At 60.9% G+C, this 18955-nt stretch carries 15 protein-coding genes and 1 riboswitch; of the genes, 1 reads left to right on the top strand and 14 read right to left on the bottom strand.

Annotated elements, in window-relative coordinates; translation table 11 throughout:
- Positions 1–179 precede the first annotated feature (179 nt).
- Entirely contained in the window at positions 180–320 is a 141-nt protein-coding gene (locus QFX07_RS05105) for a hypothetical protein (protein WP_279740685.1), read from the bottom strand.
- Between the two features lie 417 nt (positions 321–737).
- On the bottom strand, positions 738–1847 hold the full coding sequence (gene ftsY, locus QFX07_RS05110; protein WP_279755045.1) for a signal recognition particle-docking protein FtsY: 1110 nt from the start codon (positions 1845–1847) through the stop codon (positions 738–740).
- Positions 1848–2026: 179 nt separating this feature from the next.
- Here ftsY and QFX07_RS05115 point away from each other — a divergent pair, with 179 nt between their 5' ends.
- A complete protein-coding gene (locus tag QFX07_RS05115; RefSeq protein WP_279755046.1) occupies positions 2027–3463 on the top strand; it encodes an MFS transporter in 1437 nt (478 codons plus the stop codon).
- Positions 3464–3549: 86 nt separating this feature from the next.
- On the opposite strand, the gene QFX07_RS05120 is transcribed toward QFX07_RS05115, so the two are convergent.
- From QFX07_RS05120 to QFX07_RS05175, 12 genes are all read right to left on the bottom strand, one after another.
- Complete coding sequence (locus QFX07_RS05120; RefSeq protein WP_279755047.1) at positions 3550–4971, bottom strand: hypothetical protein; 1422 nt, start codon at positions 4969–4971, stop codon at positions 3550–3552.
- A gap of 639 nt (positions 4972–5610) precedes the next feature.
- The gene (trpC, locus tag QFX07_RS05125) at positions 5611–6426 is read right to left on the bottom strand and encodes an indole-3-glycerol phosphate synthase TrpC (protein ID WP_279740679.1); all 816 of its coding nucleotides are present in this window, start codon (positions 6424–6426) and stop codon (positions 5611–5613) included.
- A gap of 14 nt (positions 6427–6440) precedes the next feature.
- Entirely contained in the window at positions 6441–8051 is a 1611-nt protein-coding gene (locus QFX07_RS05130; RefSeq protein WP_279755048.1) for an anthranilate synthase component I, read from the bottom strand.
- Positions 8052–8310: 259 nt separating this feature from the next.
- Positions 8311–8787 carry a 6,7-dimethyl-8-ribityllumazine synthase gene (ribH, locus tag QFX07_RS05135; protein WP_279740676.1) on the bottom strand — a complete coding sequence of 159 codons (477 nt, stop codon included), beginning with the start codon at positions 8785–8787 and terminating at the stop codon, positions 8311–8313.
- Between the two features lie 87 nt (positions 8788–8874).
- Positions 8875–9678 (bottom strand): GTP cyclohydrolase II, encoded by an 804-nt coding sequence (locus QFX07_RS05140; RefSeq protein WP_279755049.1) that lies wholly within the window; start codon positions 9676–9678, stop codon positions 8875–8877.
- A gap of 8 nt (positions 9679–9686) precedes the next feature.
- Positions 9687–10979: a 3,4-dihydroxy-2-butanone-4-phosphate synthase gene (gene ribB / locus QFX07_RS05145; protein WP_279755050.1), complete on the bottom strand. Its 1293-nt coding sequence runs from the start codon at positions 10977–10979 to the stop codon at positions 9687–9689.
- A 225-nt stretch (positions 10980–11204) separates the two neighbouring features.
- Positions 11205–12458, bottom strand: coding sequence for a bifunctional diaminohydroxyphosphoribosylaminopyrimidine deaminase/5-amino-6-(5-phosphoribosylamino)uracil reductase RibD (gene ribD / locus QFX07_RS05150; protein ID WP_279755059.1), 1254 nt, complete (start codon positions 12456–12458; stop codon positions 11205–11207).
- 1 nt (position 12459) lies between these two features.
- Positions 12460–13191, bottom strand: a complete 732-nt coding sequence (gene pnuC / locus QFX07_RS05155; RefSeq protein WP_279755051.1) for a nicotinamide riboside transporter PnuC — start codon at positions 13189–13191, stop codon at positions 12460–12462.
- A gap of 377 nt (positions 13192–13568) precedes the next feature.
- Positions 13569–13768: riboswitch (FMN riboswitch) on the bottom strand.
- Between the two features lie 1159 nt (positions 13769–14927).
- Positions 14928–16199 (bottom strand): beta-ketoacyl-ACP synthase II, encoded by a 1272-nt coding sequence (fabF, locus tag QFX07_RS05160; RefSeq protein ID WP_279740668.1) that lies wholly within the window; start codon positions 16197–16199, stop codon positions 14928–14930.
- A gap of 214 nt (positions 16200–16413) precedes the next feature.
- Positions 16414–16656 (bottom strand): acyl carrier protein, encoded by a 243-nt coding sequence (locus QFX07_RS05165; protein WP_005507475.1) that lies wholly within the window; start codon positions 16654–16656, stop codon positions 16414–16416.
- 203 nt (positions 16657–16859) lie between these two features.
- Positions 16860–17885, bottom strand: a complete 1026-nt coding sequence (locus tag QFX07_RS05170; protein WP_279755052.1) for a beta-ketoacyl-ACP synthase III — start codon at positions 17883–17885, stop codon at positions 16860–16862.
- A 116-nt stretch (positions 17886–18001) separates the two neighbouring features.
- Entirely contained in the window at positions 18002–18901 is a 900-nt protein-coding gene (locus QFX07_RS05175; RefSeq protein ID WP_279740665.1) for an ACP S-malonyltransferase, read from the bottom strand.
- Positions 18902–18955: the final 54 nt, after the last annotated feature.

Genomic DNA, 18955 nt, shown 5'->3' on the forward strand with positions numbered 1-18955 from the left:
AGCCACTTTCTCCCCCTATCCCCAGCGTGTTATATGCGTCCCATGTGCATGTTGAAAAAGTTTTCTGACGTCATTTTGGAACCCGTTCAACAGACTTTGCATCATAATGCACATTTGTTCTGTATTGCTCATACCTGTGAAAACAAAACCGCACAACATAGACACGTCACGCAGCGAAATTAACAGCCACAACCCAGGTCGTAGGCGTTATCGCCAGGCCAATTTGCGGGGTCGGGAAGGTAGGTTCCATCCAGGTACCGCAGCGCGGGTTCCAGGGGCGCGGGAGCATCCGCCGAGAGGTCGGGGCGGCGCTGCTTCAACCCAGCTGTTCACGGTAGCTTCGTCAGCAATGCCGGTAGCCTCAGCCAGCTGGGTGTGGGAAAGGCTGTACGGTGTAACGAGCTGGGCAAGGCCGTCGCACGCGCCGTTGGAGCATAGGTAGGCGCCAGTAGTTGGGGTCGGGAAGAGTTCCAAGGAGGTTGGTGGCTGCCATGGTAACTCCTTCGCTGAACTTCGGGGTGAATTGGGTTGTATGGTGTGCGATGATCGGGGCCGTCTGAGGGGTGTTTCATCTTCTAGTTTCAGAATATCCCTCAGAATACCCCAGAGTCTCGCCTCGTATACTGCCCGCCATCATTACACGCCCGTTAACCGCGAAAAGCCACACGTGTTTCGAAAAGCCACGTCTTTGGTGGCTTCTCAAAACACATGTGGCTTCTCGGCGGAATATGAGGATGTTAGTCCAGCAGTGCGTCCACGAACGCTTCCGGGTCGAACGGCGCTAGGTCGTCCGGACCTTCACCCAAGCCGATGAGCTTGACGGGAACGCCGAGCTCCTCCTGGATAGCAACCACGATGCCGCCCTTTGCGGTGCCGTCGAGCTTAGTCAGTACGATACCGGTGACATCCACGATATCGCCGAAGACCTTCGCCTGAACCATACCGTTCTGGCCGGTGGTCGCGTCAATCACGAGCAGAACCTCGGTGACCGGCGCTTCCTTCTCGATAACGCGCTTGATTTTGCCGAGCTGATCCATCAGACCGGACTTGTTCTGCAGACGGCCCGCGGTGTCCACGAGCACAGTGTCAACACCCTGCTCCTTACCAGCCTTCACAGCATCAAATGCAACGGATGCAGGGTCGGCGCCTTCCTTCTCGGAACGCACGGTCTTCACGCCCACGCGGTCACCCCAGGTGGTCAGCTGCTCAGACGCAGCCGCACGGAACGTATCCGCAGCACCCAGAATCAGGGACTGACCGTCAGCGACCATCACGCGGGCGATCTTGCCGACAGTCGTGGTCTTACCCACGCCGTTCACGCCAACAACTAGCACCACTCCGGGGTTGCCATCGCTGCCGGCAGTCTTCAGTTCGCGGTCCATGTCGGGGCGAACAATCTTCACAAGCTCTTCGCGGAGCATCTTCTTCACGGCGGCGGGGTTGCTCGTACCCTCAACGCGCACACGCTGCTGCAGCGCCTCCACTAGACGGGTGGTCGGCTCAGAACCGAGGTCGGCGAGCAGCAGGGTTTCTTCAACCTCGTCCCAGACATCCTGGTCGATGCGGTCGCGGGAGAGCAGAGCCAGCAGGCCCTGGCCGAGCATGTTGTTGGAGCGTGCCAGACGGGCACGCAGGCGGACCAGGCGCCCCGCGGACGGGTCGGGCATATCAAGTTCAATAGCGCGAGGTGCCAGGCTTTTAGGTTCTTCCGCCGAACCGCCAGAGGCTTCTGCCGCTTCCTGACGCAAAGACTGCAGATTCGCGGTCTTCTTGGGTCGGCGCAGAATGGCGAAAACTACACCGGCGATAACCAGTACACCCAGCACGATTGCGCAGATTATTATCATCGTTTCATTCACACTACTAGCTTACCGGTTTGGGCGGTTTGACTGGTCGAGGCGACGCGCGTGCCCGGCTGTCGGCGAGTAGACTGGACACTGTTAAGTTTTTTAGCCGAATACATGATGGGCAGTTGCGGGTGGGGCCCGCGGCTGCCGTAAGGCACCGCACTATTTCGAGGACGAGCATGAGGAACCCTGCCAAAACACCGCCTGTTTTTGACCCGCGCACGATTGATCCGAACCGCGTGCCAACCGGTTTGAAGGTTCTGATTGCTGCGTCGTTCATGATTGCGGTGGGTTTTGGTTTGGTGGCGCCGGTGCTGCCAAATTATGCGCAGAATTTTAATGCCACGGTCGCTATGGCGACGATGGTGGTTTCTGCGTTGGCTATTACGCGCCTGATTTTTGCGCCGTCGGCGGGTCAGATGATTACCCGTTGGGGTGAACGTCCGGTGTACACGATTGGCATGCTGATTGTGTCGGTGACGTCGTTTATGATTGCGTTCGCCTGGGATTATTGGGTGCTGCTGGGTTCGCGTGCGGTGGCGGGTATCGGCTCGGTTATGTTCACGGTCTCTGCGATGGGTCTGCTGGTGCGTCTGTCCCCGGCGCATATGCGTGGCCGTATTTCGGGCTATTATGCGACGGCGTTCCTGCTGGGTAACCTGCTGGGTCCGGTGATTGCGAGCGCGCTGGCACCCTTTGGTATGCGTGCGCCGTTCATTGTGTATGGTTTTTCGCTGTTGTCGGCGGGCCTGATTGTGTGGTTCTTGATGCCTTCGCAGGCGGCTCTGGAGGCGGAGCGCGACGCCATTATGGAGGCGGCGGCGCTGGCTGAGGGTAAGGGCGCCGGGTCGTTGCCGTCAGCGGCACCTTCCCCTACTTCTGAGTCGGCTGATGAGTTGCTGACGGATTCACCTGCTGGTGCATCCGGTAAGGGCGCTAAGCCTGAGTCTTCTTCGGGTGAGAGCGATCTGCCGGCGATGACGGTTCGTGACGCGTTGAAGTTCTCAAATTACCGTTCTGCGCTGGTTTCAAATTGGGCGATTGGCTGGTCGGTGTTTGGTGTGCAGTCGTCGATTATTCCGTTGGCGGCGGCGTACTTGGCGACTGGCGGCGATATGTCGAATTCAGTGGCGGGTACTCTATTGGCTTCTTTGGCGATGGCGACGAACTCGTTGGGTAATGCGTTGACGCAGACGTTCTCGGGTCGTTTTTCCGATCGTTTTGGTCGTCGTGTGATGGCGTTTTCGGGTCTGCTGTTGGCGGGTTCTGCGGTGACGTTTATGGGGTTCGCGCCGGTGGCGTGGGTGTTTGTGTCGTTGACGGGGTGCTTGGGTATTGGTGCGGCATTTATGGGCCCGTCGATTCAGGCTGCGGTGTCTGATGTGATTGGTACTCGCCGCAGTGGTGGTCAGGTGTTGGCAGTGTATCAGATGTTTAGTGATTTCGGTATGATTTTGGGCCCGCTGGTGGCTGGGTTGATTGCGGATGCGTGGGGCTTTGTTCCAGCATTCATCATCAGTGGTTTGCTGCTTGTGGCGGCAGCCTTCACGTGGGCGCCGTTCCGTAAGGCGCGCTGGCCGAAGGATATCGCGGACGCGGACTATACGGGCCGCTAAGAGCTCTCTAATAGGTGAAAAGCCGGTGCCCGGTTCCTGTTGCGTGACAAGAACCGAGCACCGGCTTTATGCAGCTATTTTTGATTTTAGGGCAGCAGCCAGACGGGGCCAATCACGTCCGGGCCGCCCCAGAGCAGACGCATCCACAGGGCGGAGCCGAGCAGACCCACCAGTACCAGCAGGAGGCGGTACATGCGGCTCTTCGGCAGGTACGCGGCGATTAGTAGCGACAGGGGGAACAGCGGCAGCAGAATACGTACGGTGGATGACGTCGGGAGCCAGAAGATGAACAGGTATCCGGCGTAGCAGGCGGTCCACAGCCGCAGGGCGGGGTGTAGCAGGGTGCGGGTGAATTTCTGCGACATCCACCAGTAGAAGCTCAGGATGAGGAGCACCAGGGCGGCCCACATGATGATGGCGGGTACGGAGCCCACGTAGTAGAGGTTGAATTGGTGGACCCACTGGGCGAAGTACTGGTGGCCGTCTTCGACCTTGCGGAAGCTCCAGCCGAGTTCTGTGGCGAGGTAGGCGTCCATGCGTCCGGTGCGCAGAGCCGCGTGCAGGGGGTGTACGAAGGCGAAACTGCAGACCAGTAGGGCACCGAGGAGCTGGACGAAGCGTCCGCGGAACGCGGCCCACGCATCCGACAGGACAGACTGCGAGGAGTCATCGGAGCGGCGGGCAAGATAGTCAGAAACGGTGCACCAGAACCACCATAGGCCTATGAACGCGCCGAGTGGTACACCCAGCGGGCGGGACAGTGCCGTCAGAAGTGCCACAGGAAGGAGCAGAATGTAGCGGCCACACACCACACACCACACACTCAGGGCAAGGAGCAGAGTGGAAAGAGCCTCGGCGTAACCGGTGACGAAGATGGGGCTTGCCGGGCTGAACGCGTACACGGCGAGCGCCCACAGGGCGATGCGGTTTCGGCTTTCGTCGCCAACGAGTGGGCGGGTGTCGAAGGTGCCGCGGTCACGCCAGTTCAGGGAGCCGATGAAGAGGCGGTAGAGCACAACGGCCAAGGCGAGGCCGGCGGCGAGGCTGACTCCGACTGCGGCAAGGTGGTACTCGATACCGAAAATGTCAGCGACTTTGCCGCTGATCATTGAGTGGAGGGGCATGAAGGCCCAGGAGTTGAAGGATACGGACCCGTCGGCGCGCAGGGGTAGTTCGGTGGGGTACCACTCTTTGTAGATGTCCCGGTACCAGCCGGCGTCCCAGATGTTGAGGTAGGAGAGGAAACCGTTGTGGTTTTTGTTTTCGTGGCTGAGGGGGTTTCGCTGGTCTTCTGCGAGCGAGTATGCGAAGGTGCCGAGGTGGGTTGCGCAGGCTAGCGCCCAGATGATGAGGGCGGGGACCCAGGTGCGCCAGGCAGCCAGCTTCTGGGGGTTGGCGGCGGGTTCGGTGTTACTCATCTTGGTTTTTGTGGAGGGGCGCTGCGCTTCGAGGGCAGGCACGGGGCCGGTGGAGGAGCCGGATGAGAGGTCGCGTTCGATGAAGGACACAGGTTTTCCTGGGGATTGAGCCATAAGTATTCTCGCGAGTGTAGTGTGGACGCATGATGGACATTGCGGCGCCGTATCAGTTGAATCGTGTCTATTAGATACGGCGGGTGCTGCCCAGTCCAAAGCGGATGGTGCAGTTTGGTGAAATATCCATGTGTAGACTATCAACGAACTGACTGCGCCTCAATATGAACGTGCTATTCCTGCTAATTATGACGAAAGAGATGCGTGAAGCCGGTGCTTGCTGCGAAGCAGGCACCGGCTTTTCACGTACCAGGCTTATGTTCAAGAAATAGATAAAGAATCCGACAGGATAAATAACCCCAGAATCGGGTGAGTTGACGGCATCACCCAACCCCAGACCAAGCCATCTATATATCCCCAGCCCAAGGCAAGCTAACCCGAGAAGGAAACCACGCACCAAGCATATATTTCAACCAGTCCGAGGCAAGCCGCCAATCGGAGAAGGTAACCATATACCAACCCCTATCTCACCCAACCCGAGGGATAGGCGGCCTAGAGGGCGTACCTGACACGCGAAGCGGGGGCTCCGTCCTCGAAGCGCCCCCAGGCGCTGAAGAGGGGGCACTCCTCCGTGAGCGTTGTCCGGTATGCCATCTCAAACAACTAACCCACAGGCTAGCGGGTCACAGGCACCTTGGAGAATTCACGCACGGTACCCTCCGGATCGCCGGAGCGTACCAGTGCTTCACCGATGAGGACCGCATCGGCGCCAGCGCCGGCGTAGGCGCGCACGTCCTCGATGCCGGCGACACCGGATTCAGCGACCTTGATGACGGAGTTGGGCAGGTGCGCTGCGAGGGATGCGTAGTGCTCGTTGTTGACTTCGAGGGTCTTGAGGTTACGCACGTTGATGCCCACAATCTTGGCGCCGATGCGCTGGGCGACTTCGATTTCTTCGGGGGTGTGGGTTTCGACGAGGGCATTCATGCCGAGCGATTCGGTGAGTTCGAGGAACTCGCACAGGGTCTGCTCGTCGAGGGCTGCGACAATGAGCAGCACCAGGTCGGCGCCGTGTGCGCGTGCCTCCCAGATCTGGTATTCGTCGACGGTGAAGTCCTTGCGCAGCACGGGGATGTTCACGGCGGCGCGGACTGCGTCAAGATCGGCGAGGGAGCCGTTGAATCGGCGCTGTTCGGTGAGCACGGAAATTGCTGCGGCGCCCCCTGCTTCGTAGCGTGCGGCGAGCGCGGCGGGGTCCGGGATTTCGCCGAGTGCACCCTTGGAGGGTGAGGAGCGCTTCACCTCAGAAATAATGCGTGCGGTGGTGCCGTTGCCGCCGCCGGGTACTTCGCCGCGTAGGGAGTCGAGTGCATCGCGGGCGGGTGCAGCTGCGAGGGCGCGCTTCTTTATTTCCTCAAGGGGAACCTGCTGTACACGGGCGGCGAGGTCTTCGCGGACGCCGACAATGATCTCGTCGAGAACGGTGCTCATGGTGTCTCCTTGGGTTACTTGGTGGCGTTGACGGCTGCGTCTGCGTCCAGCGGTGCCAGGCCGGAGGCGGTCAGCACGGCGCGCAGCGGGGCGGCGGACTTGTTGACGGTTTCGAGGGTTTCGGAGTCCGGGTTGGAGTCCATGACGAGGCCTGCACCTGCCTGTACGTAGGCGGTGCCTTCCTTGAGTACGGCGGTGCGGATGGCGATTGCCATGTCCATGTTGCCGGCGAAGTCAAAGTAGCCGCACACGCCGCCGTAGACGCCGCGGCGGGTGGGTTCATATTCGTCGATGAGCTGCATGGCGCGCGGCTTGGGCGCGCCGGAAAGGGTGCCCGCCGGGAAGGCGACACGTAGCACATCGTAGGCACTGAACTGCGGGTCGAGTTCGGCGCTAACGGCGGATGAAATGTGCATGATGTGGCTGAAACGCTCAATGATCATGAACTGGTCGACGGACACAGTGCCGGGCTTGGCGATGCGCGAGAGGTCGTTGCGTGCCAGGTCGACGAGCATAAGGTGTTCAGAGCGTTCCTTCTGGTCGGCGAGCAGTTCCTCGGCGAGCGCGAGGTCCTCTTCGCGGGTTGCGCCGCGCGGGCGGGAACCGGCGATGGGGTGGGTGCTGGCGATGCCGTCCTTGAGGGTGACGAGCGCCTCCGGGGAGGATCCGACAATATGGAAGGGGGTGCCGTTGCTGTCTTCGAAGTTGAAGAGGTACATGTACGGCGAGGGGTTGGACTGGCGCAGTACACGGTACACGTCGAGGGCCTTGGCGTTGGTTTCGGCTTCGAATCGGCGTGAGAGCACGATTTGGAAGACGTCGCCGTCGATGATGTTTTTCTTGGAGCGGTCGATGGCATCCTTAAAGCCCTGTTCGCTCCAGGTGAGGGTGACGTCTTCGCGGACCTTACGGTCTACGTCTGCCACGCCGGAGAGAATGGAGGTGGTGGCTGCGGCGCCGCGCTGTAGGCGGCGGAGCATGCTGTGCAGGCGCGCGACGGCATCTTCGTAGGCGCCGTCGACGTTTTCGCTGGTGCCGTTGAAGTTGATGGCGTTGGCGACGAGTAGGACGGTGCCGTCCTTATTGTCGTGGATTGCCATGTCGGAGACCATGTTGAGTGCAAATTCGGGTAGGTTCACGTCATCAGCAGGGGGGAAGGGTAGGTGCTCCCAGTGGCGGACGACGTCCCAGCCGAGGTAGCCGACCAATCCGGAGGTGAGCGGCGGCAGGGTCGGGTCGGGTTCGGTGTAGAGCATCTGCAGGGTCTTGGCGATGGCTTCTACGGGGTCGCCGTCGACGGGTGCGCCAGCGGGGGTGCGTCCCTGCCAGTGGACTGCGCCGTCGACGGTGGTGAGAGTGGAGCGGGAGGACGCGCCGATGAAGGAGTAGCGGTCCCAGGCTGCGGATTCGCCTTCTGCAGAGATTTTGGCGGATTCGAGCAGGAAGGTACCGTGGGCTGCTTCGACCGGTTCGCCCTGGTCGTTTTGGAGTACGAGGGCTCGGTAGATGCCGATGGGGGTGAGTGAGTCGGCGAGGATTTTGATGTGTACGGGAATGACGCGGGTGCTGGCTGCGCGGGCGCGAAATTCTTCGAGGCTGGGGGTGATAGTGCCCAAATCCTGCATTGCTGTACTCCTTGGTGTTGGGGTGGGAGCGCGTCGGTGCGCTGTGTCCCTTAGCTGCCGCGCGGGGGTTTACCGTATATGCCGGCATGTATCTTTCTGGTGCATACATGCCAGATTCATAGACGCCCGATTATGCCTGATAAAGCCCGGTAAGTCCGGTGCGCGGGTTGTTTCAGTTTAACCGGTGCTGCAACCCAGTTTCACGGTGAAGAGTCAATAGGTCTCTTCGTGAAACTGAGCCGCGTACCGTTCAGTGGTGTTAGTTGCTGAACTGCTTGAGGGTTGCTGCGGTCTGCAGTGCCGCTGCGGTTGCCTCGTAGCCCTTATCTTCGTTAGAACCTTCCAGGCCTGCACGGTCGAGTGCCTGCTGCTCGTTGTCGCAGGTGAGCACGCCGAAGCCGATGGGGCGGCCGGTCAGCACGGACACGTCGGTCAGGCCGTTGGTTGCGCCCTGGCAGACGTAGTCGAAGTGGGGGGTGCCGCCGCGGATCACCACGCCGAGCGCGACGATTGCGTCAAACTTCTCAGCGAGGCGGGTTGCTGCGACGGGCAGTTCGAAGGTACCGGGAACGCGCACGAGGGTCGGCTCGAGGCCTGCGTCGCGTGCTGCACGCTGCGCACCGTCGATGAGGCCGTCCATGACCTGGGTGTGCCAGCTTGCCGCTACGATTGCGAGCTTGAAGCCCCTGTAGTCTTCGGGGTTGAGGGTGATATCTGCTGCGCCTACGCCGCTCATTGTGTTCTCCTTGTGGGTTGTGGGTTTTTGAAAAGTTTAGTGTGCAGGGGGTTACACGGGCTATCTGCAGGGTTTCTAATCTGTGCGCTATGCGCTTTTGAGCATGTGGCGCATGCGCTCACGCTTGGTCTGCAGGTAGTGTGCGTTCTCGACTCGAGCGGGAATTTCGTCCGGGATGAGTTCGGTAACCTGCAGGCCGAGGCTTTCGAGCGCCTCCCGCTTGGCGGGGTTGTTGGTCACGAGCCTCAGCTCGTTCACACCGAGTTCCTGCAGGATCAGTGCCGCCTGCGAGTAGTCTCGCATGTCGCCGTCCAGGCCGAGCACCAGGTTCGCGTCGAGGGTGTCGAGTCCGGCATCCTGCAGCGCGTAGGCACGGAGCTTGTTGACCAGGCCGATGCCGCGTCCTTCGTGGTTGCGCACGTAGATGAGGTACCCGCCGGTGCGGTTGAGGATGCGCAGGCCGTTCTCCAGCTGGGGGCCGCAATCGCATCGGAAGGAACCGAAAATGTCACCGGTGGCGCATTCAGAATGGACACGTACTGCGGGCGCTCCCCCATCCTCAGCAGGTACGGGGTCACCATCAGGGTCGAGGGCACGGGCACTGAGGTGCTCGGCACCATCTGCAAATCGCCAGGCGCGCAAACCGAACAGACCCTGGGGGGTGGGTACGGCGACCTCTTCGGTGCTTTCGACCAGCAGCGGGCTGGGGCTGGGCACCATGTCGAGGGGGCTGACTCGATAGCCTTCAGCGAGCTGGGAGGCGATGCTCAGGAATTTGGCGCTGAGCTCTTCAGCCTGCGCCTCAACCGGCTCGACCAGGATGACCGGATCTGCCAAGGTACCCGCTACGGAGGTGCCCGGCGTTGCCTGGGTGTTAGGGTTTTCGCTCATGCGTTCTCCTACGCTTTAGCTACGTACTTGATGAGGTCTTCGATAGAGATCATGGGTAGGTTGTGCTCGGTGGCGAAGGCGCGCAGGGCGTCGAAACGCATCATGGAACCGTCGTCGTGCACGACCTCGGCGATAACACCCACACCGGACAGGCCCGCCACGCGGGAGAGTTCCACTGCGGCTTCAGTGTGGCCGGGACGCTCCGCCACGCCGCCGTCAACGGCGCGCAGCGGGAAGATGTGGCCCGGGCGGGTGATGTCAGCCGGGGTGGAGGAAGTATCCGCGAGGATCTGCACGGTGCGTGCGCGATCTGCCGCGGAGATGCCGGTGCTCACGCCGGATGCCGCATCGCAAGAGACGGTGTATGCGGTGCCCTTGGGGTCCTCGTTGTTGGCAACCATGGGCGGCAGGTTCATCTCGTCGGCACGCTTATTGCTCAGGGGCGCGCAGACCACGCCGGAGGTGTAGCGGATCATGAAGCCCATCAGCTCGGGGGTTGCGTGCTCGGCAGCGAAGATGATGTCGCCTTCGTTTTCGCGGTCTTCATCGTCGACGACGACTACGGCGCGACCTGCGGCGATAGCGTCCACTGCGGTCTGCACGCTGTCAAGGACGGTTGCGGCGTCGGCGCGGCGCGGCGCAACCTGCTCACCGGAGTGTGCAGGGCCGGTCTGCGGTACGCCAGCGAACGCGGTCAGACGTTGCACGTACTTAGCGAGCGCATCGGTCTCAAGGTTCACGCTGTCGCCGACCTTGAGAGCGCCGAGGTTGGTTGCCTTCAGAGTTTCGGGAATCAGGCCAACCTCGAACCACGCGGGGGTTTCGCCGGGCTCAGATACTGCGGTGACGGTCAGAGACACTCCAGAAACAGCGATGGATCCCTTCTCAGCGAGCAGGGGTGCCAGGTCGGCGGGCAAGTTGAAGCGCAGGGTACTCCATGCCTCGTGCGCAGTAACGGATGCGAGGGTGCCCACCGCATCCACGTGACCCTGCACGACGTGACCGTCGAAGCGGCCACCGGCGGGCAGGCAGCGCTCCAGGTTGACGGTGTCACCCGGGTTCAGGTTGCCGAGGTTGGTGCGGCGCAGCGTCTCGCCCATGGCGTAGGCGCGGAACTGGCCGGGCTGTAGCTGGTCGAGGTCGATAGCGGTGAGGCATACACCGTTGACGGCGAGGGATCCGCCGTGTTCGAGGTCGGCGACGACATCTCCGGCGTTGAGGGTCAGGTAGGCTGCGTCGCTACCTTCGATGGGAGTGATGGATTCTACGGTGCCGAGGGCGCCAATGATTCCGGTAAACATGTGTGCTTTCCTTTTCTCGCCGTGTCCGCCGGGGCGTCGTCGTTGAGGGCGACGGGCGGCGATGGTTTGTTCGTCGGTATAACTATACGTATTTTTCGAATATTCCCCGTGACGGGGAGGTTTTGTGCCAGCATGCGAACCAGCCGGTATGAATCAGCTGGCATGAACTAGCCAGCGCCAACTATTCGGGCGCAGCCAGGCATCCAGCTTCGCCGGGGTGCGCCGCTACCCGGAGTCCTGCGCAGTTCCGCGAGGTGCCGGCACCAGGTGCGTTGCGGTGTCATTGCCGAGCACGCGTACCGCCGGGAACATGCCCAGGTCATCCAGCTTCATGCGCAGTGCCTGCGCCAGGGTGTCCACGAACAGACGGTACACGGCGCTCTTACCTTGCCCCATGATCATGGGAGCGCGGTACCAGACCATCTCGTCGATGAGGTCTTCACCGGCGAAGAGGCCGACCATGCCGGGGCCGCCCTCAATCATGAGGTGCCGTACCCCGCGGGCGTACAGCTCGTCGAGCAGTTCGCGAGGGTCGTGGGTGAAGACCTGCAGGAAGTTCTGCGGGTCCGCCTCCACGCCTTCGGGCGGGTTGAGACCGCGCACACGGTAGTTCTCGGCAATCTCGGTCTTGCCCATAACCACCCGCAGCGGCTGCTTCTTGAAGCGTTCCCCATTGGCGTCGCGCGCATCCAGGGTCGGGTCGTCCATGAGAGTTGTTCGGGTGCCAATCATGACGGCGTCGGAGCGGTGACGAATCAGATGCCCATCAATGCGCGCTGCGGGGCCGGTAATCCACTTGCTCGTGCCGTCAGCTGCCGCAATAAACCCGTCCAGGGTGGAGGCGCTCTTTGCGGTGATGAAAGGGCGGCGTTCGGCGGCGGCAATGAACCAGCGCTCATTCAGCAGGTAGGATGCGTTCGCGAACTCCTCCATGGCGTGCACAGTGACCCCCTGCGAGCGCAGGTAGGCGGCGCCTCCCGCTGCATTTTCGGTATCGTCGCTGTAGGCGTAGTAGAGTTCGCTGATACCCGCCTCGGCGACGGCGTGGGAGCAGGGGCCGGTGCGTCCGGTATGGTTGCAGGGCTCGAGACTCACGTACATGCGGGCGCCGGTAAGGTCAGTTCCCGCAGCACGGGCGGCGGCGAGAGCGTCGGCTTCGGCGTGCGGGGTGCCTGCACCTCGGTGGTAGCCCACGTGCAGCACGTGCCCGTGCGCGTCGGTGATAACGGCGCCGACAAGCGGGTTCGCGCCGCGGATACCCTGGCGTGCCGCCTGCAGTGCCAGGGTCATAGCTTCTGCGTGGCTGAGCGTCTGCTCGGGGCCGGGCAGCTGGAGAGTGCGTGCGGCGGCCAGCCCGGCAAGGTGCCCGTACTCCGCGGCGGAGTAGTCCAAATCGTTGTGCGGCAAAGATACACTCGGGGCAACAGTTGCGGGCTGGTGTGCGCTCGCCAGCACCTGCAGCGAGGGGTTCTGCGACATCTTAAGCACGACCCTTCTGTACATCGGTTACCTCAACGGCCACGTCGGGGAACTGGGTCTGCACCTGAGTCTTCTGCGCCTCCAGGTTGCGGGTGCGCCACCAGACGAAGAAGCCAATCAGGGTGAAGCATCCGTAGAACACGTACATGAAGGAGGTTGCGTAGTAGCCTGCGTTCCACAGTAGCGGCACACCGACCAGGTCAACGGCAACCCAGATGAGCCAGAATTCAACCCAACCGCGCGCCATACCGTAAGTGGCGAGCAGTGAGCCGGTGAAGATCCAGGCGTCGGACCAGACCGGTTCGTAGGAGCCGAGGGCGCGGAAGATGGGGGTGAGCAGCAGAGTACCTGCAACCATAGCGACAACCAGGCCTGTGCGTTCGATGTTGGTAGCCCACTTGGGGATTACCGCGACACCTTCGGAGGCGTCACCGCCGGAGGCGCGGGTTACGCGCCAGCGGTGCCAGCCCCAGATGGACACGGCAATAAACATGACCTGTCGGCCTGCCTGGCCGAGCATGGTCACGGGGTGCGGGCTGCCGACGAGGGCGCCCAGGAAGACAGTGAGGAGCAGTAGGTTGCCGAGAATGCCGACGGGCCACGCCCATACTTTGCGTCGCATGCCACCAAGCGCCGATGCCAAGCCGAATGCGTTTCCGAGAACTTCGCGCACGAGGAGAGACTGGTCCCCCACGTGAATTTGTGCGTCGAAGAGCCACCGCACAATGTCCATTGTTTCTTTCCTCTCTGAGTTGGACCGTGTGTCGGATGCGCTGTGTGCGCATCTGCGGCGGCTCCGGGGAGAGGAACAGAAAAAGGCGCGGCTAACGCGGGGTTCTTAGGGAGTGCCCGGTATCCGTGCTGAGGCGGGAGCGGCGAATCAGCCCACCATGGCTGAAATCAGTGACTGCGGTCGAGGGGAATAATGTACCGGCACCTACGAAAGGTGCCTCTCCCCCGTCATACAGAAAACCGCTGTGCCCTTGGGCAACGGTTTTCTCAAGTATTTTTCTCGAGCAACAGTTTTCTCAAATAACTGCTTCGGTGCACCCTACACGCTACCTCGAGGTTTCTCGGGAGGCTCGGCGGAGTGCGCTCCTGCCTTTTTCTGCTCGTGCTACCTTCCATCCAGACTGTACTGTCGGCACCGGATTTTCACCGGTTCGGCCTCTCTTGCAAGCGGGCGTCTCTAGCGGAGTCTTGGCGTCCTGCCCGGATGCGAAGATTCGTATGATTCTTTGCCTGCCTGCGAGAGTGGTTCGCGGGCTGTGACCGCCGGTTCGGAATTTCACCGACCCCGGAGCACGATGTTGATACTGATTATGCCACAGCGCACGCTGGGGTTTTAATTTGTTTTCTCTGGGATAACTTCCGTGACAAGATGACGTTTTGTGACCACGTTCCGAGTACGTTTTCAAGACCCATCAGCTTGCTTCTATCGACAGTCACCTGTGGAGTCATTTAGGAGTTCTGTTCTTCAACTTTTCGGGGATGATTTATCACGGTTTCATAACGGTGGAGAGTGCTAAACAGGCCAAAGAGTTACAGCGGTTTCCAGCGGATTACCCAGAGCATATTGAACACCCATCACTACCTTTACGACAAGGAATTATAAAATAGGGTTAAATTATTGGTTTAAGGATTAGTTCAGGGGTGGTTTAAGGTTATTCTTATCTACAGGAGCGCCCATCACCGATAAACCGGTTCCGTTGGGAACGACATGATTCGGACCATCCGAGCACTCACATCAAACCCTTAAGCTTCTGCCATTTGAAGCTAGAAAAGCGGAACCGGCGGGGGAGCTCTTCCGATAAACTTCCAGAAGAACGCACAGCGTCCACCTTTCTATGGGGCTCTGTGTGTGTCAACCGGTCATAAACTCCCATTCTTCTGTCGTCGCCTACCGCGGTCCGCGATGGGAGTTACGGGAACCTTACGGGATGGTTGATCCCGTGCGCTCTGCATTGTCTTGTGGAGTGTGGTGTGTTTGGGTGGCGTATTCGCAGTACAGGAGCGAATACGCCACCCGTTTATAACGTGTAAAACCCTGCCTACCCACACTCAGGAGAGCTGCACACAAAACTCAGCCCCACACCGACCTCATATGCCCCGGACTGAGGCAAACTACCCCGAGAAGCTACCCCTTTATATCTTTCCCCGAGGGGCAGGCGACCTAGAGTGTGTACCGGACACGCGAGGTGGGGGCACTCCCCCGCGAGCGGTGTACGGTACAACTTCTCAAACAACTAACCCGCAGGTAAAACTTCATACGCAAACAGGGGCGCCTACGATAGACATCTATCGCAGGCGCCCCTGTTTATTGCCAAGCCTCCAGAGGGTGCCTCTCGGGAATACGACGGGACTCCATCTTCAAGGCGGCTGGGTTATTGATGATTAGGGGCGCCGCAGAGAGGGCACTCCCCCGCTAGCATTTCCGACGTGCCCTTTCTATGAGGCTGTCGAAGAGTTTTAGCCCTCTACTGAACGGAACGCTACAACAGCATTGTGACCGCCGAAACCGAAGGAGTTCGACAGTGCCACGATGTCGCCGGCGGGTAGCTCGCGAGCCTCGGTCACCACATCCAGGTCAATCTGGGGGTCCTTGTTGTCCAGGTTGATGGTGCAGGGTGCGATGCGGTGGTGCAGAGCCAGGACGGTCAGCACAGCCTCAAGGGCACCCGCGCCGCCGAGCAGGTGGCCGGTCATGGACTTGGTTGCGGAGACGGCGATGTTCTTGGTGTGCTCACCGAAGGTTTCGTGCATTGCGGTTGCTTCAGGCAGGTCACCGGCAGGGGTGCTGGTGGCGTGCGCGTTGATATGCACGACGGTCTTCGGGTCAATGTTGCCATCTTCGAGGGCTTCACGCAGTGCGCGGGTTGCGCCGAGTGCTGCGGGGTCCGGTGCGGTGATGTGGTAGGAGTCGGCGGATACGCCGGTGCCTGCTAGTTCCGCGTAGACGCGTGCGCCGCGTGCCTTGGCATGCTCTTCAGATTCGAGGATGAGTGCTGCTGCACCTTCACCCATGACGAAGCCATCGCGGTCGACGTCGTAGGGGCGGGATGCCTTTTCGGGTTCGTTGTTCCGGGAGGAGAGTGCCTGCATCTTGGCGAATGCTGCCATGGGTAGCGGGTGGATAGCTGCTTCAGCGCCACCAACGATGACCACGTCAGCCTTGCCGCTACGAATCATTTCAGCACCCAGCTGCATGGCCTCGGTGGAGGATGCACATGCGGAGACGACGGTCTGCGCTGCGGCACGTGCCTTGAGGTTCATGGAGACTGCTGCAGCGTTACCGTTGGGCATGAGCATCGGAACAGTCATGGGTAGGACGCGGCGGGGACCCTTCTCACGGAGGGTGTCCCATGCGTCGAGGAGGGTCCACACGCCACCAATGCCGGTGCCGAAGGCTACGCCGGTGCGCTCGGGATCGACTTCTTCTGCAGAGTCGGCGTCGGGGCCGGTGAATCCTGCGTCTTCCCATGCTTCGCGTGCGGCGATGAGGGCGAGCTGACCCGAGGGATCCAGGCGCTTTGCTTCTACCTTGGTGAGGCGGCCGGATTCGAGGGCGGGCACGGCGAGCTGGCCTGCAATGTATACGGGCAGGTCGTATTCCTTGACCCAGGGGTAATCAAGGGTAGATACACCAGATACGCCCTTGGTTGCGTTTTCCCAGGTGGTGGGGACGTCGCCGCCAATGGGGGTGGTCGCGCCGAGGCCGGTCACCAGCACTTTTCGAGACATTGTGGCACTTTCTCTTCGGTGGTCGATTTGGTGGTTTATCCGGTGGTGTGTGGATAAAAACCTGTAGGTCCCGGGGGGGTATACGTGTGTGTTCCGCGTGGGGTCCGCACTGCGGGTTCCTCGCTGTATTCCCGGGGTGTATTGGGTTAGTTGGGTAAACAGCGATGCGGCGCGGGCCGGTGAGAGCCCGCGCCGCATCGTTATTGGTGATAGCTTAGGCAGCGTTCGCGATGAACTCGACTGCGTCGCCAACGGTCTTGAGGTTCTTGACCTCTTCGTCCGGGATGGTCACCTCGAACTTCTCCTCAGCGTTCACGACGATGGTCATCATCGAGATGGAGTCGATGTCCAGGTCCTCGGTGAAGGACTTGTCTAGCTGAACGTCCTCAACCTCAACGCCGGTCTCTTCGTTAACGATTTCTGCCAGACCTGCGAGGATCTCTTCCTTGTTAGCCATTCAGGGGCTCCTTTGTTGTTCGATGGTCATCGCACCCGCCGGTTGGGGGTACGCGTGCATTACCGAGTTTATCGTGTCTACGTGGTGTACGCATGCGGAAACTCGGAGTTTAGGGGATGCTTTCCCGCTTTATTTTCTTTCTCGTGCACCGGTGTGGTGCCGGTTATGAGGGGGCGGTGAGCATCGGGCTCTTGTGGTTTTCCTTAGGGAAGGACGACTACCTGAGCTGCGAATGCCAGGCCGGCACCGAAGCCAATCTGCAGGGCGAACTTGCCGGAGAGTTCCGGGTTCTCCTTAAGCAGGCGATGTGCGGCGAGGGGGACCGATGCGGCGGAGGTGTTACCAGCATCAACGATATCGCGTGCCACTGCCACCGTGTCGGGAAGCTTGAGGGTCTTGACCATCTGGTCAATGATGCGGGCGTTTGCCTGGTGCGGGATGAGCGCGCCAAGCTCGTCGGGGGTGATGCCGGCGGTTTCGAGTGCCTGCTTGGCGACCTTTGCCATTTCCCATACTGCCCAGCGGAAGACGGAGGGGCCGTCCTGTCGCAGGGTGGGCCAGATCTTTTCGCCTTCCTGTACGGGGTTTGCTACGAAGTCGCGGTTGCGAATGTCTAGCATCGAGCGGTCCATGCCAACGGTGCCCCAGCGGGAGCCGTCCGAACCCCATACAGTGGGAGCGATACCGGGTTCGTCGGAAACGCCCACGACTGCTGCGCCTGCGCCGTCGCCGAGCAGGAAGGAGATGGTGCGTTCGGTGTTGTCAATGAAGTCGGAGAGCTTCTCAACGCCGATGACCAGCACGTGCTTTGCGGTGCCTGCGCGGACGAGGGCGTCTGCCTGGGCGATGCCGTAGCAGAAACCTGCACACGCTGCGGAGATATCGTATGCGGGGCACTTGGAGCCGATTGCATCGGCGACCAGGGTTGCCAGGGAGGGGGTTGCGTAGGGGTGCGAGATGGTCGAGATGATGACCGCCTCAATGTCCTCACCGGCTACACCGGATGCCGCCAGGGCGTCCTTGGCGGCACCGATGGCGAGGTCAGTTACGGACTGGTTTTCGCTGGCGCGGTGGCGAGTTGCGATACCAGTGCGCTGCTTGATCCACTCGTCGGAGGAGTCGATTGCCTCAACGATGTCATCGTTGGGGACGATGACCTCACCGCGGGCTGCGCCGTAACCGAGGATGCGGGAGTAGCGGTTGATTTCGTACTGCTTGAGGGTAGTCACGTATTCAATCCTTAGTGCTGATGCTCGCAAGACACTGTGTGCCTCGCATGTCTAAAGTGCATGTCTAGTGTGAAGGGTTCCTAGCGCAGGGAGAGCTGGGTTCTCTCCTCTGGCGTTTAGCCCTTCAGTGAGGCGAGGTCCTCCGGAGCGTTGATGGAGGTGCCGGGCACGCCGCGCATCGCGCGCTTTGCCAGCCCAACCAGGGTGCCTGCGGGGGCGACCTCGATAATGCTGGCGACTTCACGTTCAAGCAGGGTTGCCATGCACAAATCCCAGCGCACGGGGCTGGTCACCTGGGAGACGAGGGTCTTGACGAACTCTTCACCGGATGCCACTGCGGAACCATCGCGGTTGGTCAGTAGCGCGGAGGTCGGGTCGGATACCTGCAGGGCTACGGCGAACTCTTCCAGTGCGGGCACGGCAGGTGCCATTGCCTCGGTGTGGAATGCGCCAGCGACCTTCAGAGGGATGACGCGTGCGCGTGCGGGCGGGTTCGCGGCGAATGCTTCAATGGCGGGGATGGGGCCTGCGGCTACGATCTGGCCGCCGCCGTTGGAGTTTGCTGCGACGAGGCCTGCTGCGTCGATGGCTTCGCGGACGTTTTCTTCAACGCCTCCGAGTACTGCAGCCATGCCGGTCGGGGAGGCGGCTGCCGCCTCCGCCATGCCGTTGGCGCGCACGCGCACGAAACGCATTGCGTCTTCGTCGCTGAGTACGCCTGCAAGTGCCGCTGCTGTGATTTCGCCGACGGAGTGGCCCGCGAAGATGAGCTCTTCACCGTCGAGTTCGTGCAGTGCGAGGCGACCGGTGACGATGCCTGCAGCCACGATGAGGGGCTGGGCGATTGCGGTGTCCTTGATGGTTTCTTCTTCGGCTTCAGTGCCGTAGTGAATTAGGTCGATGCCTGCCGCTTCGGAGAGTCGTTCCAGGTGCTCACGCACACCTTCAATCTCGAGCCAGGGGCTCAGGAAGCCTTTCTTCTGAGAACCCTGTCCGGGGCAAACGAGTGCGCGCATGCGGTGCGACCTTTCTAGTTTTTAATACTCGTACGCGGTGCCTCCGTAGAGACG

The organism is Rothia similimucilaginosa (assembly GCF_029850985.2).
Classification (GTDB): Bacteria; Actinomycetota; Actinomycetes; order Actinomycetales; family Micrococcaceae; genus Rothia.